General features: G+C 58.5%; 23 protein-coding genes and 1 tRNA gene. 14 read left to right on the forward strand and 10 right to left on the reverse strand.

Annotation, left to right across the window (positions count from 1 at the left end; genetic code table 11):
* Window positions 1-63: 63 nt before the first annotated feature.
* The 6 genes from HPT27_RS14110 to queA all read right to left on the reverse strand — a co-directional run bounded on the left by HPT27_RS14110 (window position 64) and on the right by queA (window position 6,294).
* Window positions 64-564 carry a GNAT family N-acetyltransferase gene (locus tag HPT27_RS14110; protein ID WP_172244570.1) on the reverse strand — a complete coding sequence of 167 codons (501 nt, stop codon included), beginning with the start codon at window positions 562-564 and terminating at the stop codon, window positions 64-66.
* A gap of 253 nt (window positions 565-817) precedes the next feature.
* Window positions 818-1,756 (reverse strand): protein translocase subunit SecF, encoded by a 939-nt coding sequence (gene secF / locus HPT27_RS14115; RefSeq protein WP_172244571.1) that lies wholly within the window; start codon window positions 1,754-1,756, stop codon window positions 818-820.
* Between the two features lie 18 nt (window positions 1,757-1,774).
* Window positions 1,775-3,667: a protein translocase subunit SecD gene (gene secD / locus HPT27_RS14120; RefSeq protein ID WP_172244573.1), complete on the reverse strand. Its 1,893-nt coding sequence runs from the start codon at window positions 3,665-3,667 to the stop codon at window positions 1,775-1,777.
* Between the two features lie 57 nt (window positions 3,668-3,724).
* Window positions 3,725-4,072, reverse strand: coding sequence for a preprotein translocase subunit YajC (gene yajC, locus HPT27_RS14125; RefSeq protein ID WP_172244575.1), 348 nt, complete (start codon window positions 4,070-4,072; stop codon window positions 3,725-3,727).
* A gap of 63 nt (window positions 4,073-4,135) precedes the next feature.
* Window positions 4,136-5,254, reverse strand: a complete 1,119-nt coding sequence (gene tgt, locus HPT27_RS14130) for a tRNA guanosine(34) transglycosylase Tgt (RefSeq protein WP_211198061.1) — start codon at window positions 5,252-5,254, stop codon at window positions 4,136-4,138.
* Between the two features lie 5 nt (window positions 5,255-5,259).
* Window positions 5,260-6,294 carry a tRNA preQ1(34) S-adenosylmethionine ribosyltransferase-isomerase QueA gene (gene queA, locus HPT27_RS14135; protein WP_172244578.1) on the reverse strand — a complete coding sequence of 345 codons (1,035 nt, stop codon included), beginning with the start codon at window positions 6,292-6,294 and terminating at the stop codon, window positions 5,260-5,262.
* Window positions 6,295-6,412: 118 nt separating this feature from the next.
* Between queA and HPT27_RS14140 the strand changes: the two genes are divergently transcribed.
* A tRNA-Leu gene (locus HPT27_RS14140) sits at window positions 6,413-6,499 on the forward strand.
* 122 nt (window positions 6,500-6,621) lie between these two features.
* On the forward strand, window positions 6,622-7,215 hold the full coding sequence (gene smrA, locus HPT27_RS14145; RefSeq protein ID WP_211197974.1) for a DNA endonuclease SmrA: 594 nt from the start codon (window positions 6,622-6,624) through the stop codon (window positions 7,213-7,215).
* A gap of 190 nt (window positions 7,216-7,405) precedes the next feature.
* Here the strand turns inward: smrA and HPT27_RS14150 are convergent, their stop codons facing one another.
* From HPT27_RS14150 to HPT27_RS14165, 4 genes are all read right to left on the reverse strand, one after another.
* Window positions 7,406-7,849 (reverse strand): c-type cytochrome, encoded by a 444-nt coding sequence (locus HPT27_RS14150; RefSeq protein WP_172244580.1) that lies wholly within the window; start codon window positions 7,847-7,849, stop codon window positions 7,406-7,408.
* A gap of 44 nt (window positions 7,850-7,893) precedes the next feature.
* Window positions 7,894-8,430: a cysteine dioxygenase gene (locus HPT27_RS14155; RefSeq protein WP_172244582.1), complete on the reverse strand. Its 537-nt coding sequence runs from the start codon at window positions 8,428-8,430 to the stop codon at window positions 7,894-7,896.
* 74 nt (window positions 8,431-8,504) lie between these two features.
* Window positions 8,505-9,608, reverse strand: a complete 1,104-nt coding sequence (locus HPT27_RS14160) for an isoaspartyl peptidase/L-asparaginase family protein (protein ID WP_172244584.1) — start codon at window positions 9,606-9,608, stop codon at window positions 8,505-8,507.
* Entirely contained in the window at window positions 9,605-10,003 is a 399-nt protein-coding gene (locus HPT27_RS14165) for an MAPEG family protein (protein WP_172244586.1), read from the reverse strand. Before HPT27_RS14165 ends, HPT27_RS14160 begins: the two co-directional genes overlap by 4 nt.
* A 117-nt stretch (window positions 10,004-10,120) precedes the next feature.
* On the opposite strand from HPT27_RS14165, the gene HPT27_RS14170 reads away from it, so the two are divergent.
* The 12 genes from HPT27_RS14170 to HPT27_RS14225 all read left to right on the forward strand — a co-directional run bounded on the left by HPT27_RS14170 (window position 10,121) and on the right by HPT27_RS14225 (window position 20,452).
* Window positions 10,121-10,567, forward strand: a complete 447-nt coding sequence (locus HPT27_RS14170; RefSeq protein ID WP_172244588.1) for an NUDIX hydrolase — start codon at window positions 10,121-10,123, stop codon at window positions 10,565-10,567.
* Between the two features lie 170 nt (window positions 10,568-10,737).
* Window positions 10,738-11,868 carry a tRNA 2-thiouridine(34) synthase MnmA gene (gene mnmA / locus HPT27_RS14175; protein WP_172244590.1) on the forward strand — a complete coding sequence of 377 codons (1,131 nt, stop codon included), beginning with the start codon at window positions 10,738-10,740 and terminating at the stop codon, window positions 11,866-11,868.
* A 202-nt stretch (window positions 11,869-12,070) separates the two neighbouring features.
* Window positions 12,071-12,763: a Bax inhibitor-1/YccA family protein gene (locus HPT27_RS14180; RefSeq protein WP_172244591.1), complete on the forward strand. Its 693-nt coding sequence runs from the start codon at window positions 12,071-12,073 to the stop codon at window positions 12,761-12,763.
* A gap of 189 nt (window positions 12,764-12,952) precedes the next feature.
* On the forward strand, window positions 12,953-13,348 hold the full coding sequence (gene tusD / locus HPT27_RS14185; protein WP_172244592.1) for a sulfurtransferase complex subunit TusD: 396 nt from the start codon (window positions 12,953-12,955) through the stop codon (window positions 13,346-13,348).
* Window positions 13,349-13,365: 17 nt separating this feature from the next.
* Window positions 13,366-13,728, forward strand: coding sequence for a sulfurtransferase complex subunit TusC (tusC, locus tag HPT27_RS14190; protein ID WP_172244593.1), 363 nt, complete (start codon window positions 13,366-13,368; stop codon window positions 13,726-13,728).
* Window positions 13,729-13,822: 94 nt separating this feature from the next.
* The gene (gene tusB / locus HPT27_RS14195; protein WP_172244594.1) at window positions 13,823-14,104 is read left to right on the forward strand and encodes a sulfurtransferase complex subunit TusB; all 282 of its coding nucleotides are present in this window, start codon (window positions 13,823-13,825) and stop codon (window positions 14,102-14,104) included.
* Window positions 14,105-14,162: 58 nt separating this feature from the next.
* Window positions 14,163-14,510 carry a TusE/DsrC/DsvC family sulfur relay protein gene (locus HPT27_RS14200; protein WP_172244595.1) on the forward strand — a complete coding sequence of 116 codons (348 nt, stop codon included), beginning with the start codon at window positions 14,163-14,165 and terminating at the stop codon, window positions 14,508-14,510.
* Between the two features lie 138 nt (window positions 14,511-14,648).
* Window positions 14,649-16,586 (forward strand): CocE/NonD family hydrolase, encoded by a 1,938-nt coding sequence (locus HPT27_RS14205; protein ID WP_172244596.1) that lies wholly within the window; start codon window positions 14,649-14,651, stop codon window positions 16,584-16,586.
* Window positions 16,583-17,290: a CPBP family intramembrane glutamic endopeptidase gene (locus tag HPT27_RS14210; protein ID WP_172244597.1), complete on the forward strand. Its 708-nt coding sequence runs from the start codon at window positions 16,583-16,585 to the stop codon at window positions 17,288-17,290. Before HPT27_RS14205 ends, HPT27_RS14210 begins: the two co-directional genes overlap by 4 nt.
* 226 nt (window positions 17,291-17,516) lie before the next feature.
* On the forward strand, window positions 17,517-18,113 hold the full coding sequence (locus HPT27_RS19500; RefSeq protein WP_172244598.1) for a fused MFS/spermidine synthase: 597 nt from the start codon (window positions 17,517-17,519) through the stop codon (window positions 18,111-18,113).
* Window positions 18,110-19,024, forward strand: coding sequence for a spermidine synthase (locus HPT27_RS19505; protein WP_172244599.1), 915 nt, complete (start codon window positions 18,110-18,112; stop codon window positions 19,022-19,024). Before HPT27_RS19500 ends, HPT27_RS19505 begins: the two co-directional genes overlap by 4 nt.
* Window positions 19,025-19,138: 114 nt before the next feature.
* Entirely contained in the window at window positions 19,139-20,452 is a 1,314-nt protein-coding gene (locus tag HPT27_RS14225; RefSeq protein WP_172244601.1) for a dicarboxylate/amino acid:cation symporter, read from the forward strand.
* The last annotated feature ends 83 nt before the right edge of the window (window positions 20,453-20,535 follow it).

A 20,535-nucleotide genomic window follows, 5' to 3' on the forward strand; every position in this document is an offset into this window, starting at 1 on the left:
GGCTGAATCCTGCCGGCAGACGCCAGCGCGGCAAGCAGGGCGGCAAGCACAGCAACCGAGCCTCTAGCTCGCTGCCAGCGACAAATCCTTGCGATAGCGCCGATCACAACGGCTGACATGCGGCGCCCCACACTGGCTGAGATAGCCGTGCCGCTCATAGAGCGCAACCGCTTCTTTCAACACGCTGGCGGTTTCCAGCTGCATGAAGCGATAGCCACGTTGACGCACCTCGGTTTCGGCCAGCGTCAGCAAACGGCGACCGAGACCACAACCACGCGCTGCTGCCAGCAAATACATTTTGCGCAGCTCGCAGGTGTCGGCATCGATCGGGACGAAGCCCATGGTGCCGACCAGCGTGCCGGCACGCTGCACGGCAAAAAAATCACCACCGGGCTGACGGTAATGCCGTTCGATATCCAGCACATCGGCATCGACGCCGGTCAGGTCGGCTTGCAGCCCGTATTCGGACAACACCATCACGATCAGTGACTGCAGCGCCGGACCACGGGCCGCATCGGCCGGCGCAATCCGGAATTCCTGATAAGGAATATCGTTGGTAACCAAGGCAGCTGCCCTCCGCAACTCCCTCTATTGTAGAAGGCCGGTCCACTGGCCAACAACGCCGGCCAGTCAGGCTTGCGCAGAAGTTGGCAAGCCGCCGGGGGCCCGCTCGTTGCGACGCCGCTGTTGCGACCCCCCTATTGGCCCCGGACAAAAAAAGAGCCGCTGACGCGACTCTTTTTCTGCCGTGGTGACGCACGGGCGTCACCGGGGCATTTTGGAACGGAACCCGCTCGGGACCCGCTCCACGCCCCACTCAGGGCATGGCATCCAGATTGGCGCCTTCCTTCTCGACCACAACCGGGATCAGATCCTCACGGGTGATACCCAACTTGATCGCCAGCGCGGTTGCCACATAGACCGACGAATAGGTACCGAAGATCACGCCGAACAGCAGAGCGATGGAGAAGTTGCGGATCATCGGGCCGCCCCAGATCAGCAGGGCCACCAGCACGATTACCACGGTGAAGCTCATGACCATGGTCCGGACAAGCATCGAGTTGATGGCGTTGTCGGCGGCTTCCCACGGCGTTGCTTTGCGCAGGTTGATGAAGTTTTCCTTCATCCGGTCAAACACGACCACGGTGTCGTTCAGCGAGTAACCGATAACGGTCAGAATCGCCGCCAATACGGTCAGATCGAATTCGAGCTGCAGCAACGAAAACATGCCGAGCGTGATGACAACGTCGTGCATCAGCGCCAACACCGCGCCACCGGCAAAGCGCCACTGATAGCGCCAGCCAACGTAGGCCAGAATGCCGAGGCAGGACACCGCCATCGCGGTGAAACCATCGACAATCAAATCGGCACCGACGCTGGGGCCGACGTAGCCACCGTTCATCTTCTTGGCCTTGTCGCCATCCGCATTCAAGACGGCCATGACGGCATCGGTCACTTTGTCGCCGGCAATATGCTTCTGAGGCGGCAAGCGAATGGTGACGTCTTCGGCTGAACCGAACAACTGGACAATGGCGCCTTCGAAATGCGCCGCTTCCAGCTTGCTACGAATTTTCTCCAGATTGGCCGGCTGTTCGTAACGCACATCGATCTGGCTGCCGCCAGTGAAATCCAGGCCCCAGTTGAAACCCTTCACGATGAACGAGCCGATCGAGATCAAAATCAGCAAAATTGAAATATATGAAGCCGGTTTGGCAAACCGATCCCAGCGGACGTGGTACTTGATATCAGTAGTCATTTGTCTTTTCCCGCCTGATTAGATGGCCAGCTTCTTGACGTTGCGGTTGCCGTAAACGAGGTTGGTCAGCGCACGGGCGCCCATCGTTGCGGTGAAAATGGTGGTCGGAATACCGAGACTCAGCGTCACCGCGAAGCCTTTGACCGCTCCGGAACCCACGGCGAGCAATGCCAGCGCAGCAATCAGGGTGGTCAAGTGCGCATCGACCAGCGTGGCGAAGGCCCGGGCATAACCGCGATCAATGGCCAGCTGAACATTGGTGCCTTCGCGAATCTCGTCTTTGATGCGCTCATAGATCAAGACGTTGGCATCCACTGCCATACCGACCGTGAGCACCAGACCGGCGATACCGGGCAGCGTCATCACGGCACCGATCATCGACATCAGCGCAATGATGAGGCCAATGTTGACCGCGACGGCGATATTGGCGAACAAGCCAAACATGCGGTAATAAAACAACATGAAGATCATGACGGCTGCGACACCGATGCCGGCCGACTTGACGCCCGATTCGATGTTGGCTTTGCCGAGGCTGGGGCCGATTGTGCGTTCTTCAACAATCTGGATCGGCGCAATCAGCGCACCGGAGCGCAGCAGCAGCGCAAGGTTGCGGGCTTCTTCCGCCGAACCAATGCCGGTGATCTGGAAGTTGTTGCTGAACACGCCCTGGATAGTCGCAGCATTGATGACCTTGACGACCTTGCGCGGATTCGGCTTGGCCACCATCTGGCCATCGACTTCCTCATATTCGGTCTTGTATTCGATCAACACCGACGCCATGCGCTTGCCAACGCTTTGTTTGGTATGCGCCAGCATGCGCTGACCGCCTTTACCATCCAGCTTGACCGACACCTGCGGCATGCCGTTTTGATCGAGACCCTGGCTGGCGCCGGTGATCTGGCTGCCCTGCACAATCACCTGTTTCTTGACCAAAATTGGCCGCTCATTCAGGTCGTACAGCAATTCCGAATCCGCCGGCACCCGGCCACGCAGTGCGTCTTGCACGTCACGCTCTTCGTTGACCGAGCGGAATTCCAGCGTTGCGGTTGCGCCCAGAATTTCCTTGGCACGCGCCGAATCCTGAATGCCCGGCAATTGCACAACAATGCGCTCGGCGCCTTGGCGCTGAATCAACGGTTCTGCCACACCGAGTTCGTTGACCCGGTTACGCAGAATGGTCAAGTTTTGCTGCACCGCTTCGTCGCGGGTTGTGCGCAGGCCTTGCTCGGTCTGCACGGCATTGAAGAAAAACAGCTCGCCTTCACTGCCATCGGAAATTTGCAAGGTCGGATTGCGGCGTTTGACTTCGGCTTGGGCCTTGTCACGGGTTTCAGCATCGCGGAAACGCACCTGCACGCCACCTTCCGGCCGACGCAGCGTCGACACGTAGCGCAGATTCTCATCGCGCATCAGGCCTTTGAACTCTTCCACCAGCGCTTCTTCGTGCTTGGCGATCGCGGTTGCCATGTCGATTTCCATCAGGAAATGGACACCGCCGCGCAAATCCAGACCCAGTTTCAGCGGATCGGCATGAATAGCGCGCAGCCAATTCGGTGTAGCCGGCGCCAGATTCAGGGCAACGTTATAGCCATCACCCAGCGCTTTGCGGGCGACGGTTTGCGCGTGCAGCTGATCATCGGTGTTGGTGAAACGGATCAACCAGCTACCGGACTCTTCCAGTTCCACCGATTTGTAGGTCAGGTTGGCGGCTTGCAGTGCCTGCTTGACCTGCTCGACTTGCTCGGCAGTGACCTTGGCGCCTTTTTCACCGGCCAATTGCAGCGCGGCATCTTCGCCAAAGTAATTGGGAATGGAATAGAAAATGGCAATCAACGCTGCGAGCGTGACAATGACGTATTTCCAGGCCGGATACGTATTGAGCGGACGAGGCGCCGGAGTCCCGAATAGCATGGGTTAATCCTTAAAAAACGAGCGGGGTGCGTGTGGCACCCCGATTGACCAATCGAATTAGTTGTTGCTGTAGACGTTTTCGATGGTGCCCTTCGGCAGCGTGGCCGACACCGCATGCTTCTGGACAATGATCTGATTGTCATCGCTCAGTGCGACCACAACGAATTGATCCTTGATCTTGACGACCTTGCCGACGATGCCACCAATGGTGACCACTTCATCACCTTTCTGGATCGCTTCGATCATGCTCTTGTGTTCTTTGGCGCGCTTCGATTGCGGGCGAATCAGCATGAAGTAGAAAATCAGGCCGAAGATCACCAGCATGATGATCGGTTGCCAGGCAGCGCCAGCAGGAGCAGCGGCAGGGGCGGCGCCAGCGGCGGCGGCAAGAGTCAGAAAGCTCACGTTTTATTCCTCATTGATGACCGAAATTTTTCATCCGGTCTTTGCTTGGTTATTACAGGACTTTTACTGGCAAATCTCCGGCGTTTCTTGACCGCGCCGGCGGTAGAAGTCAGCCACGAAGGCGGCAAGGGTACCGGTTTCAATGGCCCCACGCAAACCAGCCATAACCCGCTGGTAATAGCGCAGGTTGTGCAGGGTATTCAGCCGTCCGCCGAGCCCTTCACCGCATTTGTCGAGATGATGCAAATAGGCACGGGAGTAGCGCTGGCAGGTGTAGCAATCGCAGCCCTCCTCGATCGGTTTGTCATCGCTGCGATATTGCGCATTGCGCAGCCGCACGACACCTTCGCTGGTGAATAAATGAGCATTGCGGGCATTGCGGGTCGGCATCACGCAATCAAACATGTCGACACCGCGGCGCACCGCCTCGACGATGTCTTCCGGTTTACCGACGCCCATCAGGTAGCGCGGCCGATCACTCGGCAGCTGGTGGGTAACGCCATCCAGTACCCGCAACATCTCGGGTTTTGGCTCACCAACCGACAAACCGCCAATGGCATAACCGTCAAAACCAATTGCGGTCAGCCCTTCCAGCGAACGCGCCCGCAGGTCCAGATGCATGCCGCCCTGAACAATGCCGAACAGCGCCGACGGGTTGCCCTCATGCGCCTTCTTGCTGCGCTCGGCCCAGCGCAGGCTGAGCTCCATCGACTTCTTGGCGACTTCCCAGCTGGCCGGGTACGGCGTGCATTCGTCGAAGATCATGACGATATCTGCACCCAAACTGCGCTGAACCTGCATCGAACGTTCCGGATCGAGCCAGACCACGGAGCCATCTATCGGCGACCGGAACTGGACGCCGGCCTCGGAGATCTTGCGCATGGCGCCGAGGCTGAACACCTGAAAACCGCCGGAGTCGGTCAGGATCGGCCCCTGCCAGCCGCCGAAGCCGTGCAGGCCCCCGAACTTTTCCATCAGCTCCGGACCGGGCCGCAGCATCAGGTGAAAGGTATTGCCGAGGATGATTTGGGCGCCGAGATCTTTGACCTCGTCTGCGGTCACGGTCTTGACCGCGCCATAGGTGCCGACCGGCATGAACGCCGGCGTTTCCACCACACCACGGGCAAAGGTCATCCGGCCGCGACGGGCCGCGCCATCGGTGCCGAGCAGTTCGAATTGCATGCCGCTCATGCGCTGGCCGCCTCATCCCGAGTCAAGAACATCGCATCCCCATAAGAAAAGAATCGGTACTTTTGTTCTACAGCTTCGCGGTAGGCCGCGAGGATGCGTTCCCGGCCGCTGAATGCCGACACCAGCATCAGCAGGGTCGATTGCGGCAGGTGGAAATTGGTGATCAGGGCATCGACGACGCGGAAGCGATAGCCCGGATAGATAAAGATGGTGGTGTCGCCGGTGCCGGATTCAAGGGCACCGCCGGCCGCCGCCGATTCCAGCGCCCGCACCGAGGTGGTGCCAACCGCCACCACCCGGCCACCGCGGGCCCGGGTTTCGGCCACCGCCTGAACAACGGCCGGGCTGACCTCGAACCACTCCGAATGCATGTGATGCTCTTCAATACGTTCAACCCGCACCGGCTGGAAGGTGCCGGCACCGACATGCAGGGTCACCTGTGCCGAGCGAACGCCCTTCTCCGCCAGCTTGGCCAACAGTGCATTGTCGAAGTGCAAACCGGCGGTCGGCGCCGCGACCGCGCCCGGCACCTCGGCGTAGACCGTCTGGTAGCGCTCGCGATCGCCGCTCTCGTCGGCCCGTTCGAAATACGGCGGCAGCGGCATATGGCCCTGCTCGACCATCAGCTCAAACCACGACCGCTTGGAATGAAAGCGGTACAGATCGCCCTCCCGGCCCAGCACCGTCACCTCGCCGCCCTCGGCCAGGCTCAGCACCATGCCATCGCGCAGGCCTTTGCTGCTGCGGCCATGGGCCAGCACCTCATGTGGATTCAGCACCCGCTCGACCAGAATCTCGACCTGGCCGCCGGTGCTTTTCTGGGCGAACAGCCGTGCCGCCAGCACCTTGGTATTGTTGAACACCAGCAGATCGTTCGGCGTCAGCAGCTCAAGCAGCGCGGTGAACTGACGGTGCGCGATGGCACCAGAGCTACCGTCCAGACAGAGCAAACGGCTGGCACTGCGCTCCGGCAAGGGGTAGCGCGCGATCAGCTCATCGGGCAAGGAATAATCGAAATCGGACAGCAACATGGCGAGAAAATGAACAACCGCCCGGCGCGGGCGCGCTAGGGTAACCAACTCAGGCGCGACATACCAGCAGGAGCGTTGACCGGATCGTTTGCTTTGTTATACTGCGCGCCCTCTCCGTGCCGGAGTGGTGGAATCGGTAGACGCGCTGGACTCAAAATCCAGTATCCGAAAGGGTGTGTGGGTTCAAGTCCCACCTCCGGCACCAAAATTCGCTGGTCACAGCAAAAAAAGCCCGCTTGAACGCGGGCTTTTTGTTGGCTGGCGATCGGTGCCGCTGCGGTCCTGCCGGACCACGCTGTTGCCAGCGTTCTGACGTATCATGCCGGCATGAAAAAAAGCCTGCCCCCAACCGATGAGCTTGAGCTGTTCCGCGCGGAACTGGCTGACGTCACGCCTTTGGCGAGCGATGCCGAAGTGGCGGTCAGCAGCGCCCCGGATCTCGACGCCATTGCGCTCGAAGCGCGTCGGCTGGCCGCGATCACGGACCGGCAGCACGACAGCAATTTTCTCAGCACCGCCGAACCGCCCTTGGTCGACCCCTATGCGGAAATCGGCTATCGGCATGACGGCGTTCAGCTGGGTGTTTATCAGGCGCTGCGTGGTGGCAAATATGAAAGCCGCTATGTGCTGGATCTGCATCGGCGCACGGTCGAGCAGGCACGCAATGACGTCTTTCATTTCATTCAGGATGCGGTCAAACGCGAACAGCGTTGCGTGCTGATACTGCATGGCCGTGGCGTCCGGGCGCCCATTCCGGCCCTGCTGAAAAGCTATGTCAATGTCTGGCTGCAGCAACTGCCGGACGTGCTGGCCTTTCATTCGGCGCAGAAACGCGATGGCGGCACTGGTGCGCTATATGTGTTGCTGAAAAAAAGCGATGACGCCAAGCAGGAAAATCGCGAGCGCTTTGGCACGCGCTAACGAGCAAGGTTGTCCTGCGGCAAGCCGAATTTGCTGCCGGAGATGCACACCGGGTAACTGGCGCGAGCAAGCGCGCTCTGGCACTGAAGCTAAGACTGTTCAAAAACAAAACGGCGCCGATGGGCGCCGTTTTGTTTTCCGGATGTTGTTTTCCGGATTTTTCTCTCCAGATTTTTCCCAGACATCGGTTTTAGTCTTTCTTGAATGACTCATGGCAGTTTTTGCAGCTGCCACCGACTTGCCCGAAAGCCGACTTCCATTGCGCCGGATCCGCGCTTTGTGCCGCCGCGACAAAACCATTGATCGCCGTGCGCTGCTTGTCGATAGCCGCCTGAAATTCGGTGGCTTTTTCCCAGATTGCCGGCAGCGCGTCGGTTTCGCCTTGATAAGAACCAGCCGGGAAATGCTCGGCCATTTTGCTCCACTGGGCCTTGGCGGCGTCATCGAGTGCCTTGGCGTGATCGAGCAGGGCCGCTTGCTGGCTCGCATCGCCGGCTTCGACAATCTTTTTGATCGCGCCCAGTTCCTTCTTGAAGGCCTTGAAACCTTCCTTGCGCGCTTCGATGGGGTCAATTGCTGCTGCAACCGAGCAGCTAAGCGCAATGGCGCCGACCGCTATCGCAAAGTATTTCATTTCCTCTCCTTTTCGTTCAGCCACTGGCTGAGCCAGCCAAAAATTTATACGGTCGATGCGCCGCCGTAGAGCAGTTCATGAACGGGGTCTTCAACCACGTGCGGCTGTGACGCCGACAGATCATAGACATTCATGTTACGCAGCGGCGGTGAATACACATGCAGGGTGACCAGGCATTTGTCCGCCGCTGCCAGATTGGACACCTGATGGATATCATCATCGTGATTGGCGCAGATACTGCCTTCAGCCAGCGAGCGCGAGCCGCTGGCGAAAATCATGCCGTTATCGGCGCGGTGAAAGGTGGTTTCAATGGCGGTGCCGCGCATGACCCGGACACCACAATTGGAGCCGACATGATCATGGATCTGGCTGCGTTGGCCGTTGAGCCAGCACAACATCAACACCTGGCAGCTGGGGCCCTGATGCATCAGATTGCGCTTGTAATGATGGGCGTTGAATTCCAGATGCGCCTGAACATCATTCAGATCGAGCTGCAGATTTTCCAGCAGCTCGGCAATCCGCTCCAGCGGCACCTGCTGGGGATATTCGTCAAGTTGGGCAAAAAATTCCGGTAATTGCATTTTAATTGGTGGTTCCCGATACAGCAGCGATTCGTTACGCCGGTTTTTACTGTGACTACCATTCGCGGCTTGGCTCAATCCGCGTAAATGGCGATCACGCGCTCCCCTTTCTGATTGATCGACGCGCGGTACATGCCGGTGCTATTGAACGGCAGTGTCACGTTGCCCTGGGCATCGACTGCAATGATACCGCCTTCGCCACCGAGCTTGACCAGTTTGTCCTTAACCACCGCTGAAGCGGCCTCGGCCAGCGGTTGCTTGAGGTACTCGACCCGGGCGCAGATGTCATGCGCCACAGCCGCACGAATGAAATACTCGCCATGACCGGTGGCCGATACCGCACACAAGGCATTGGCATATGTGCCGGCGCCGATCACCGGTGCATCCCCCACCCGGCCCCAACGCTTGTTGGTCATGCCGCCGGTGGAAGTCGCGGCTGCCAGATGCCCTTTGCTGTCCAGTGCGACTGCGCCAACAGTACCAAAACGATTTTCCTGCGCCGTGAAATGGTAACTCTGTTTGCGCGCCTTGCTCTGATCGGCATCTTCCGACAAACCGGTCGCACCTTTGGCGCCGCCCGCTTTCTCTTTCTCCAGCAGAATCTGCAACTGCTGCCAGCGTCGTTCGGTGTGGAAATAGGCAGGGTCGACCAGCTCGATCGGCTGGGTTCGGGCAAAGGCTTCCGCGCCGGCACCAATCAGCAAAACATGTGGCGAACTGTCCATGACCCGACGCGCCAGCGTGATCGGATTCTTGACAATGGTGACGCCGGCGATAGCGCCCGCGGCAAGCGTGCTTCCATCCATGATGGCGGCGTCGAGTTCGTTTTTGCCGTCGTGACTGAATACCGCGCCTTTGCCGGCATTGAACAGCGGCGAATCCTCCATGACCCGGACGCTGGCTTCCACCGCGTCCAGACTGCTGCCGCCAGCTTTCAAAACGGCGTAACCGCTGTCCAGGGCTTGCGCCAGCGTGGCCCGATACTGCGCTTCCAATTCCGGCGTCAAATCCGAGCGCAGAATCGTGCCGGCACCGCCGTGAATGGCGATTGCGATCGGTGCGGATTGATCCGCTGCAGCTGCAAGCGCCGCTGTTGAAACCATGGCAAGCACTCCCAACATCCGCGCGACGTTCATGATCGATGACACACCGTTGCCAAGCAACGACAAACGCATCATGACTGTGTCACCCAAAATGCCATCAGGTTGGCAATCGCCAAGCCCACGATGACGGTCAGGGTGAGCACGGTGCCGGCAAAACGGCCGGGGCTGGCTTTGGGTGAACGACTCAAACCAAAAGCATGCAGCAAGCGCGCGACAATCAGTGTAATGCCGAAAATGTGCAGCGTCCGGGCGCTGCCATCATTGAGTTCCAGCGCCGCCAGCAGAATCACGGCGATGGGAATGGTTTCGATGGCGTTGCCGTGAGCGCGAATGGCCAGCAGTAGCGCCCGATCGCCACCATCTCCAACCCCGATGCGCTGTTTGAATCGTTTGGCAACGACCCGCAGAACTAGCACAATGATCAGGATTCCAAGCAACGCGGCATACAGACCGGTGATGGGCAACAACATGACAGACCACTCCAGATTCACGACTCGCCGCATGAACCGGGCAGTCAAAGTGCGGCAAGGCTACGTGAGCCCACTGGCTGCTGACAAGCCGGGCCAGGTCTGCAGTGGAGCTGGGTTGTGAAGGTCGCGGCCACGGTTGCCGCCATTATCGAGCGCGATGGCCGTTTTCTGGTCGTCGAAGAGTCTGACAAGGAGGACGGCAAGCGGGTCCTGAATCAGCCTGCCGGTCACGTCGAACCGGGCGAAAGCCTGATCGCCGCTGTGATTCGCGAAGTGGCCGAAGAAGCAGGCCTGCCTTTTACTCCAGAAGCGGTGGTCGGCGTTTACCGGCTGACCGCCCGCAATGGTCGCGACTATCTGCGGATCTGCTTCGCCGGTTCAGTGCCGGCTGACGCGCCGGCCCACCCCTGCGATGCCGATATCCATGCCTGTCACTGGCTGAGCTTGCCGGAGATTGTCGAATTCGGCCCGCGCAGCTCTCTGGTACTGCAGTGCTTTCAGGACTACCAAGCCGGCCAGCGACTGCCGTTGCAGGCGTTCTCGGTGTTCAAGCGGGATCTATAGTCCGCATTTGCCGCACCTGAACCGAAAGCAGCCTCACTTGAACCGCATAACGGGATAAGACCGGAGCCGCTTGCCTGACCTGCTCCGGGCCTGGGTGCCTGCCGGCCAAATCTCGACCAATCAAGCCATGTTAGAATCCGCGGCCATTTTTGACGGACCCGTTTCTTGCCATGAACACTGCCCCGCGCGTTATCGTCGGCCTGTCCGGCGGCGTTGATTCTTCGGTCTCGGCCTGGCTGCTGAAGCAGCAGGGTTACCGGGTCGAAGGGCTGTTCATGAAGAACTGGGAAGAGGACGACACCGACGAGTTCTGCTCGGCCGCGCAGGATCGCGCCGATGCCCAAGCCGTCGCCGAGAAAATCGGCATCCCGTTTCATACGGTCAATTTCGCCGCCGAATATTGGGACAATGTGTTCGAGCATTTCCTGACCGAGTACAAAGCCGGGCGAACCCCGAACCCCGACATTCTCTGCAACAAAGAAATCAAATTCCGCGCTTTTCTCGACTTTGCCAAACACCTTGGCGCCGATTTCATTGCCACCGGCCATTACGCCCGCCGCGGCGACCTGAACGGCGAGGCGCAATTGCTGCGCGGGCTTGATCGCAACAAGGACCAAAGTTATTTCCTGTACACCTTGCAGCAGGATCAGCTGAAGCACGTGCTGTTTCCGGTTGGCGAACTGGAAAAGCCGGAAGTGCGCCGAATCGCCGCCGAACAAGGTTTTGTCACCGCCGAAAAGAAAGATTCGACCGGCATCTGTTTTATCGGCGAGCGTCGCTTCAGCGAATTTCTGAGTCGCTACCTCCCTGCGCAACCGGGTGACATCGAAACGGTCGAGGGCAAGGTCATCGGCCGTCACAATGGCCTGATGTACCACACGCTCGGTCAACGCAAGGGCCTTGGCATTGGCGGCCTCAAAGGTGCTGATGAATCGCCCTGGTTTGTCGTCGCCAAAGATCTGCAGCGCAATGTGTTGCTGGTCACCCAAGGCCACGACGACTCGTATCTGATGAGCACGGCGCTGCACGCCGGCCAGCTGCATTGGGTCGCCGGCAAGCCGCCGGCCCCGAGCTTTGATTGCACGGCCAAAGTGCGCTATCGCCAACAGGATGTTGCCTGTTCCGTGCGGGTCCGTGACGACGGTACGGTCGATGTCAGCTTCCCGGAACCGCAACGTTCGGTCACGCCGGGCCAGTCACTGGTGCTGTATGCCGGCGCGGTGTGTCTGGGCGGTGGCATCATCGAATCGACCACGGCGCTACACCCGCTGCCGGCGCGAAAAACCACAGTAATTGCCTGACTTCCCACGTAGTTTTACGTATTTGTCGCAAACCGGTTTTGCTTGACCGCGCGAGACCGGCTCCCTACTCTTTCGCATCAAGCGCGCAAGCGGGTTTCTTCGCGGGGATGCACTATCACTCGCCCTATCACGAGCCTTGCAAACCTGCATGGCCCCCCCATTTCACGCTTTGCCGTTTCCACCAATTGAGGTCGTTACTGCCATGGAATCCAATATCCGCAACATCAATGCCGCCAGCTACATCGGTGCCGATGCGCAAGCGGAAAGCACCAGCAAGGTATTGAAGAACACCTACATGCTGCTGTCGGCAACGCTGCTGTTCAGCGCTGTCATGGCCTATGTCGGCATGCTGTTCGCACCGACATCGAGTCCGCTGATTACCTTTATCGGCGCCATTGCGCTGCTGTTCGGCGTGCACAAAACCGCCGAATCGGGCACTGGTCTGCTGCTCGTCTTCGCCTTCACCGGCTGGATGGGCTTCTGGCTGGCACCGCTGCTGAATTTCATGATGGCCAAAGCCAGTGGCGGCCAGATTGTGTTGCAGGCGCTCGGCGGCACCGGATTGATTTTCCTGTCGCTGTCGGCTTATGTGCTGAACACCAAGAAAGACTTCAGCTTCATGCGCGGCTTTCTGTTCGTTGGCCTGATGGTGGTGTTTTTCAGCTCGCTCGCCTTGCTTGCGGCAAGCTACTTCGGCGTCTACATGCCGATGCTGAGCTTGGCGCTGTCAGCTGCCTGCGTGCTGCTGTTCTCGGCCTTCATCCTGTATGACACCAGCAACATCATCAATGGCGGCGAAACCAACTACATCCGCGCCACGGTTGCCCTGTATCTCGACATCTACAACATCTTTACTCATTTACTGGTCCTGCTCGGCGTCGCCAGCGACGACTGAGCCACAAACCGGCAAATCCCGCTACAATAAAGCCCGCTTCGGCGGGCTTTTTGTTGCCCCGCCAAACGGCCCGGTCGGGCTGAATTGTCCCGGTTGGTATGGGTAGCACAGGTAGTGAAAATCCAGCCATCGATAGCCCGGGTATTGCTTAACCAGAGATCGTTAACCGCCACCGCAGCGAGTCACCTTATGTCCGGCAAGCGCTTTGCGCTCTATGTCACTGCCAATCCCGTCAGCGGCCAAGGCCAGTTGTCGGCCTTGCGTTTCGCCACGGCGGCAATCGGCAGTGGCCACGTGGTCGCCCGGATATTTTTTGCCGGTGAGGCGGTGCTGATCGGCAATGGCCTGATGGATACGCCCGGTGACGAACCGCAGCTTCAGCAGCAATGGACCCAGCTCGCTGCGCAGCATGGCAGCGAGTTATTGCTCTGCTCGGCCGCCGCCCAGCGCTACGGTATCGTCGCGGAAACCGGGTCTGATGCGGATCCGCGCGCCACGCTTGCCGCCGGCTTCAACATCAGCGGCCTGGGCTCGCTGGTCGAATCCGCGCTCGATTGCGATCGCGTGTTGCATTTTCCCGGGTGAGAGCACACGCAGCGAACATGAACAGCCAAACGATCAGCATCATCATCACCACAGCGCCGCATGGCGATGATCGCGCCAGCCAGGCACTCGACACGGCGCTGGCCTGCGCTGCTTTCGATCAAACCGTCACGGTGATTTTTCAGGATTATGGCGTCTGGCAACTGCGTGACCAGCCAAGCGCCAGCCCCCTTGGCAACAAACCGCTGCTGGCACAATTCAAGTTGATGGCACTGTATGGCGTCAGCCGTGTACTGATTTGTGCCGACAGCCTGAATCACCATCAACTCAATGCCAATGAGCTGGCCTTGAGTGCCGACCCCATCAGCAAAGCCGAGCTGGCCGGCCATCTCGCCAGCCAGAATCAGGTGTGGGTTTATTGATGGCGGATCGCCAGGCATTGATACATGAACACCGAGCAGCGCGCGGTACCGCACACAGACAGAAGCACAGGCATCAACACAACACGAGCACGACATGAGCAGCCTGCACACCTTGCATCACCTCGATCCCGCAGCCGGCCAGCGCGCCCGCACCAGCGCCCTGCCCGGCGATGCGCTATTGCTGCGCGAAAATGCGGTGCTGCTGGCAGTCAACCCCAATGTCGTTACCCAAGCCTTCACCGATGTCTACGCCCTCGCCGCCGATGTTGATGCGCGCGGCTTGCGCAACCGGCTGCCAACCAGCATCCAGATTATCGACGACGCGGCGTTCGTTGCCTTGACGCTGCAGCATGATCGGGTGATCGCATGGAGCTGATCACGCTGTTAAATAAATGGATAACACCGACTGCACCAGCCATGCCGAGTGAACAGGAATGACCGGCTCCGCAGGCAACTTCATCGAGATCAATGGCCAATCGTTCGCCACCGATGGGCACGGCTATCTGCGCGATCGCAGCGTCTGGACCGAGGCCATTGCCGAACAACTGGCTGCGCGGGAAGGCATTGTGCTGACCGCAGAACATTGGCAGGTCATCCGCTACGTGCGGGCGTTTTACGATGAATTTCAAAGCAGCCCAGCCATTCGGCCCTTGGTGAAATATCTGGCCCAGCATTGGGGACCGGAAAAAGGTAACAGCCTATATCTGCACACGCTGTTCAAGGAGCCCGCCAAGCAGGCGAGCAAAATTGCCGGCCTGCCCAAACCGGCGCGCTGCATTTAAAGCGATAGGTAGCGGCCAGCGCCACGTCTGCCTTTTCGCGCCGTCGCTCATTGATCCGGCTTGCCATCTGCTCGCGCATTGCCACCGTCCGATGCGCCGTGTATGTTCTGCTCTTCGCCTGATTATCAGGGATGAGCCATGACGCTCCGATCGGTTTTGCCGACACCGGCACTTCTCTTCAGTTTGTTGGCATTGTTCGGCAGCACACCGCTTGCTGCTGCGGAAACACCCGACCCGGCTGTCGAACGCAGCAACTACATCCGCTCCCATTACGCCAAATTTGAATACCGGGTGCCGGTCCGCGACGGCGCCCGTCTGTTTACCTCAGTTTATCTGCCGAATGACGCCAGCCCCGGCAAACGCTATCCGATTCTGCTGGTGCGCACACCCTACAGCGTCGCGCCTTATGGCCTTGACCGTTACAAGGAAAAGCTCGGTCCGACCTTCGACTACGAGAAAGACGGATTCATCTTTGTGTTTCAGGACGTCCGTGGCCGCAACATGTCGGAAGGCGACTTCCGCAACATGACGCCGCACAATCCAAACAAGAAAAACAAACAGGATGTCGACGAAAGCAGTGACACCTACGACAGCATCGACTGGCTGCTGAAAAATCTGCCCAATCACAATGGCCGGGTTGGGCAATGGGGAATCTCCTACCCCGGCTTCTACACCTCAGCCGGTGCCATCGATTCGCATCCGGCCTTGAAAGCCGTTTCGCCACAGGCACCGATCGCGGACTGGTGGCGCGGTGACGACATGCATCGCAACGGCGCCTTCAATTTGCAGCTGGCGTTCGGTTTCTTTAGCGGATTCGGCAAGGCCAGACCGGAACTGACCGACGACGAGAACCCGAAAAAGTTTGAATACGGTACGCCGGACGGTTATCAGTTCCTGCTCGATCTGGGCGGACTCAGCAATGTCGACAACAAGTATTTCAAGCATGAAATTGCCGCCTGGACAGATTTTGCCAGTCATCCCGATTACGACGACTACTGGCAGGCCCGCAATCTGTTACCGCACCTGAAAAACATCAAGGCCGCCGTGCTGACGGTTGGCGGCTGGTATGACACCGAAGATCTGTACGGCCCGCTGCACACCTATGAATCCATCGAAAAGCAGAATCCCGGCATCCGAAATACGCTGATCATGGGGCCGTGGACGCACGGTGGCTGGGTTCGTACTGATGGCGACAAAGTGGGTGATGCCGATTTCGGCTTCAAGACTTCACTGAGCTATCAACCAATCGAATTGGCATTTTTCAAACACTATCTGAAAGACGGCGACGATCCGAAACTTCCGGAAGCCTGGCTGTTTGAAACCGGCGCCAATCGCTGGCGCAGCTTCGATAGCTGGCCACCAAAGACCAGCAAGGAGCAACGCTGGTTTCTGCAGGAAAAAAATGCCCTGACCACCACGGCACCAACCCAGGATGCGGCCTTTGATGATTACCTGAGCGACCCAGCCAAACCAGTGCCTTATTCTCAGGAGCTCACCACTCGCTGGAGCAAGGATTACATTGCCGCCGATCAGCGCTTTGTTGCCAACCGGCCGGATGTGCTGGTGTATCAGTCCGAACCGCTGGCGCAGGACACCACCATTGCTGGTCCGATCGATGTTGAGTTGTTTGTCGCCACCACCGGCACGGACGCCGACTACATCGTCAAGCTGATCGACGTTACCCCCGGCGTACCGCAAGGCTGGAATGAAGATATGGAAAAAGCCGGCAAGAAAAATCGTGGCGGCCAGCAAACCCTGATCCGCGGCGAGCCCATGCGGGCGCGCTATCGCGACAGCTGGAGCGCACCCAAGCCAATGACGCCAGGCGCGATTACGCCGGTGCGTTACCGGCTCAACGATGTGCTGCACACCTTCCAGCGCGGCCACCGCATCATGGTGCAAGTGCACTCGAGCTGGTTTCCGTTTATCGATCGCAACCCGCAACAATATCTGCCGAATATCTTTCAGGCCAAGGACAGTGACTTTGTCCGCGCCACCCAGCAAATCTATCGTGACCGTCAGCATCCGAGCGCTATCACGGTGCGCCTGCTGCCAGCGGCGGATGCCAGCCGATGAACTCACACCAACCCAAACACACTGCCCTGCTGGCGCTGCTGCTGATCGCACCAGCGCCTAGCATCGGCGTTGCCGTCGCACTGTTCGGCGCACCGGGCCTGTTCGGATCTGCTGTCTGGGCATTTGCCAAGCTGTGGTTCCTGCTGGCTCCGGTGCTCTGGTATGTGCTGATAGAAAAGCAGCGAATATCGTGGTCACCGCTGCAGGGCCACGTCAGTGCCGCAAACAGCGGCATGTTGGCCGGTCTGCTTAGCGGCTTGCTGATGGCGGCCAGCATCGTTGGCGGCTATCTGCTGTTCGGCAAAGGCCAGTTTGATCCGGCACCGATGCGTTCGCTATTGCAAACGGCCGGTCTGACGTCACCGGAGCGCTATCTGCTGATGGCTGCTTACTGGACGCTGTTTAACAGTCTGGTTGAGGAATATGCTTTCCGCTGGTTCCTGTTCCGGCAATGCGAACGCTTGCTGCCCGCAGTCTGGGCAGTGCTTGCTGCTGCGGTGATTTTCACGGTCCATCACAGTCTGGCGCTGTCAGCCTATGTACCGTGGCAATTGAATCTGCTCGGCTCGCTCGGCGTCGGCGTCGCCGGGGTGATCTGGAGCGCATTGTATGCCCGTTACCGCAGCGTCTGGCCCGGTTATCTGAGCCATCTGTTCGCCGATGTCGCGGTATTTGCCGTCGGTTACGACGTGCTGTTTGGGTGATCGGCAGGTAAGAACTCTCGGGCAGATAACGGCGGCAACAAGGCTGGTCGGTACGAAAACGCCGCAGCTGGCGCAATGCTTGCCGAGATAAAAATAAACTTGCCACCTGGAGCGCCTTGCGCCGGCACAGTCGCAAATACAGATTCAGACATATATTTAGACTCAGACTCAGACTCAGATTCAGATTCAGACAACAACAGCGCAGCGCGCCCAAGGATTCACTTTGATGAATGTCGTGGTATTCGGTTCGGCTTTTGTTTCCGGCTTTATCATCATGGTGCTGGAAATGCTGGGTGGCCGAATCATCGCGCCGTGGTTTGGCGGTGATATCTATGTCTGGGGCAGCATCATCACGGTGTTCATGCTGGCGCTCAGTCTTGGCTACCTGCTCGGTGGTCGCTGGTCACTGCGCAATGCCAGCCTGAAACGCTATGGCGGCATTTTTCTGCTGGGCGGTGTGCTGATGCTGCCGGTTGTGTTCAGCGCCGACCTGATCATGGCAGCGATTTTCGATCAGATCGTCGATGCCCGTTATGGCTCGCTGGTGGCATCGCTGGCGCTGTTCCTGCTGCCCTCGCTGGTCATGGGCATGGTATCGCCCTACTCGGTGCGCTTGCTGACCCGCTCACGCGAAACCAGCGGCGCCTCGGCCGGTTTGCTTTACTTCGTGTCCACACTAGGCAGCGCGTTAGGAACTCTGGCGACCTCGTTCTATCTGGTGGCGCTACTGGAAATGAACCAGATTCTGCTGACCGCAATCGCCATTATGATCGGCAATGGAATGCTGCTGCTCGCCCTGCACAAACGGATGCCTGTGACATGAATATCTTTTTTCAATTGGGTCGATGCGCGCGCGCAGCAAAAAAACTACTGTCGATCGGGTTGGCTGCCACGCTGATGTGCCTGCCAGCCAGCGCCAAAGTGATCCACGAAGAACGCTCGCTGTACCGCAATATCCTGATTAGCGAAGAAAACGGCGAACGCTGCATGCGCTTTGTGCTGCATGCCCGCGCGACGCATAACCAGTCCTGCATCAATTTGCGTGAGCCGCGCAAACTGGTGTTCGATTACACCAAGATGGTGCTGGCTGCCATCCTGGTAAAACCAGAACCAAAAAATATCCTGATAGTCGGCCTTGGCGGCGGCACACTGCCGAAAACCCTGCATGAGCTCTTGCCCAACAGCACGACTACCTCGGCCGAAATCGATCCGGCTGTGGTCAAAGCCGCCAAACGCTATTTCGATTATCAGGAGAGCGAACGCATCCAGACCGTTGCCATGGATGCCCGGGTTTATCTGAAGCGCGCCATCCGTGATGGCAAAAAGTGGGATTTAATTATTCTCGATGCTTTCAATGGCGACTACATTCCCGAACATCTGATGACCAAGGAGTTCCTGCAGGAAGTACGCAGCGCACTGCAGCCCGGTGGCCTTGTTGCCGCCAACACATTCGCCACCAGCCGGCTCTATCACCATGAGTCGGTGACCTATGAAGCGGTTTTTGCCCAGGTGAAAATGCTGTCAAGCGAGCGCGGCAACAGGGTGTTGCTGGCCGCCGCCGATGCTTTCGTATTGCCCGGTCCGGATCTGGCAGCACAAGAATGGCAAGCGCGGCTGACGCCCTATGGTGTGGATGTCAGGCAATTACTGGCATTGGAAAAGCCGGCCGATTGGGACAAAAGCGTGAAGGTGCTGACCGATCAATTTGCGCCGGCAAACTTGCTGAAACACTAACCACTACCACGATTGATAGCCACGCCTGTTATTACCGCGCCAAGCTCCAGCGACAGCTGATGCCGGCGTATCCTCGGCACCAGTGCTGAGCGACCTGCTGAACGAGGAGTTCTCATGCGACAACCGTTCTACAAAATTTTGTATGTGCAGGTCCTGATCGCCATAGCGCTGGGCATTCTGCTCGGCATGCTCGCGCCAGACTGGGGCGTGTTGATGAAACCGTTTGGCGATGGTTTTATCAAGCTGATCAAGATGGTCATTGCCCCGGTGATCTTTCTGACCGTCAGTCTCGGCATTGCCGGTATGCATGACATGAAGCAGCTGGGTCGGGTTGGCTTCAAGGCGGTGCTGTATTTCGAAGTGGTATCAACCATTGCCCTGGCAATTGGTTTGGTCGTGGTGAATGTGCTGAAACCGGGCGCCGGTTTCAATGCCGATGTCGCCACACTCGATAGCAGCGCGGTCGCCAAATATGCCGGCCAGCACAGCGGCAGTCTGGTCGAGTTTCTGCTGAACATCATTCCGACCACGCCATTCGAAGCACTGTCAAAAGGCGAGATTCTCGGCGTGCTGTTTTTCTCCATCCTGTTCGGTCTGGCGCTGTCGGCACTCGGTGAAAAAGCTAGGCCAACCGTATCGTTGCTGGAAAATCTGACTCAGGTCATTTTCCGCATTGTCCATATGATCATGAAGCTGGCGCCAATTGGCGCGTTTGGCGCCATGGCGTTTACCATTGGCAAATATGGTGTTGATTCGTTGGCCCCACTGGCCAAGCTGATGGGCAGCTTTTATCTGACCTGCGCACTCTTTGTGCTGCTGGTACTCGGCGCTCTCGCCAAGCTGACCGGTTTTTCCATACTGCGCTTCCTGAATTACATCAAAGAAGAGTTGCTGATTGTGCTCGGCACCAGCTCCTCGGAAAGCGCCCTGCCCCGGCTAATGGAGAAGCTGGAAAATCTCGGCTGCGCCAAGCCGGTCGTCGGTCTGGTGATCCCAACCGGTTACTCATTCAATCTTGATGGCACCAACATTTACATGACCATGGCGGCGCTGTTCATCGCTCAGGCCACCAATACCGAGCTGACGATCTGGCAGCAACTGATGATACTCGGTGTCGCGATGATCAGCTCGAAAGGCGCTGCCGGCGTCACCGGCAGCGGCTTCATCACACTTGCCGCCACGCTGGCCGTGGTGCCGGATATTCCGGTCGCCGGTATGGCGCTGATCCTGGGTATCGATCGGTTCATGAGCGAGGCTCGCGCCTTGACCAATTTCATTGGCAATGGCGTTGCCACCGTCGTGGTCAGCCGCTGGGAAAATGCCCTGAATATTCCGCGCATGCAGTCTGTGTTGAGCCACGCCGGCGAGGCTGGCCTGCTGCACGACGAACCGGAAAAAACGGCTGGCTCCGCCAGCACCGGTGACTGAACGCCGAGCACGACTCACAGCCACTGCCCAGCAAAAACTATGAGCGTTCCATCAGGACAGACAAAGGGCCGCAAGTGCGGCCC

This window comes from Permianibacter fluminis (assembly GCF_013179735.1).
Taxonomy (GTDB): domain Bacteria; phylum Pseudomonadota; class Gammaproteobacteria; order Enterobacterales; family Permianibacteraceae; genus Permianibacter; species Permianibacter fluminis.

Excerpts from the sequence above, each read along its gene's own strand:
- secF (WP_172244571.1), bottom strand. The coding sequence starts at position 1,756 with ATGACTACTGATATCAAGTACCACGTCCGCTGGGATCGGTTTGCCAAA.
- secD (WP_172244573.1), bottom strand. The coding sequence starts at position 3,667 with ATGCTATTCGGGACTCCGGCGCCTCGTCCGCTCAATACGTATCCGGCC.
- tgt (WP_211198061.1), bottom strand. The coding sequence starts at position 5,254 with ATGCAATTCGAACTGCTCGGCACCGATGGCGCGGCCCGTCGCGGCCGG.
- queA (WP_172244578.1), bottom strand. The coding sequence starts at position 6,294 with ATGTTGCTGTCCGATTTCGATTATTCCTTGCCCGATGAGCTGATCGCG.
- smrA (WP_211197974.1), top strand. The coding sequence starts at position 6,622 with ATGAAAAAAAGCCTGCCCCCAACCGATGAGCTTGAGCTGTTCCGCGCG.
- HPT27_RS14150 (WP_172244580.1), bottom strand. The coding sequence starts at position 7,849 with ATGAAATACTTTGCGATAGCGGTCGGCGCCATTGCGCTTAGCTGCTCG.
- HPT27_RS14155 (WP_172244582.1), bottom strand. The coding sequence starts at position 8,430 with ATGCAATTACCGGAATTTTTTGCCCAACTTGACGAATATCCCCAGCAG.
- HPT27_RS14160 (WP_172244584.1), bottom strand. The coding sequence starts at position 9,608 with ATGATGCGTTTGTCGTTGCTTGGCAACGGTGTGTCATCGATCATGAAC.
- HPT27_RS14165 (WP_172244586.1), bottom strand. The coding sequence starts at position 10,003 with ATGTTGTTGCCCATCACCGGTCTGTATGCCGCGTTGCTTGGAATCCTG.
- mnmA (WP_172244590.1), top strand. The coding sequence starts at position 10,738 with ATGAACACTGCCCCGCGCGTTATCGTCGGCCTGTCCGGCGGCGTTGAT.
- HPT27_RS14180 (WP_172244591.1), top strand. The coding sequence starts at position 12,071 with ATGGAATCCAATATCCGCAACATCAATGCCGCCAGCTACATCGGTGCC.
- tusD (WP_172244592.1), top strand. The coding sequence starts at position 12,953 with ATGTCCGGCAAGCGCTTTGCGCTCTATGTCACTGCCAATCCCGTCAGC.
- tusC (WP_172244593.1), top strand. The coding sequence starts at position 13,366 with ATGAACAGCCAAACGATCAGCATCATCATCACCACAGCGCCGCATGGC.
- tusB (WP_172244594.1), top strand. The coding sequence starts at position 13,823 with ATGAGCAGCCTGCACACCTTGCATCACCTCGATCCCGCAGCCGGCCAG.
- HPT27_RS14200 (WP_172244595.1), top strand. The coding sequence starts at position 14,163 with ATGACCGGCTCCGCAGGCAACTTCATCGAGATCAATGGCCAATCGTTC.
- HPT27_RS14205 (WP_172244596.1), top strand. The coding sequence starts at position 14,649 with ATGACGCTCCGATCGGTTTTGCCGACACCGGCACTTCTCTTCAGTTTG.
- HPT27_RS14210 (WP_172244597.1), top strand. The coding sequence starts at position 16,583 with ATGAACTCACACCAACCCAAACACACTGCCCTGCTGGCGCTGCTGCTG.
- HPT27_RS19500 (WP_172244598.1), top strand. The coding sequence starts at position 17,517 with ATGAATGTCGTGGTATTCGGTTCGGCTTTTGTTTCCGGCTTTATCATC.
- HPT27_RS19505 (WP_172244599.1), top strand. The coding sequence starts at position 18,110 with ATGAATATCTTTTTTCAATTGGGTCGATGCGCGCGCGCAGCAAAAAAA.
- HPT27_RS14225 (WP_172244601.1), top strand. The coding sequence starts at position 19,139 with ATGCGACAACCGTTCTACAAAATTTTGTATGTGCAGGTCCTGATCGCC.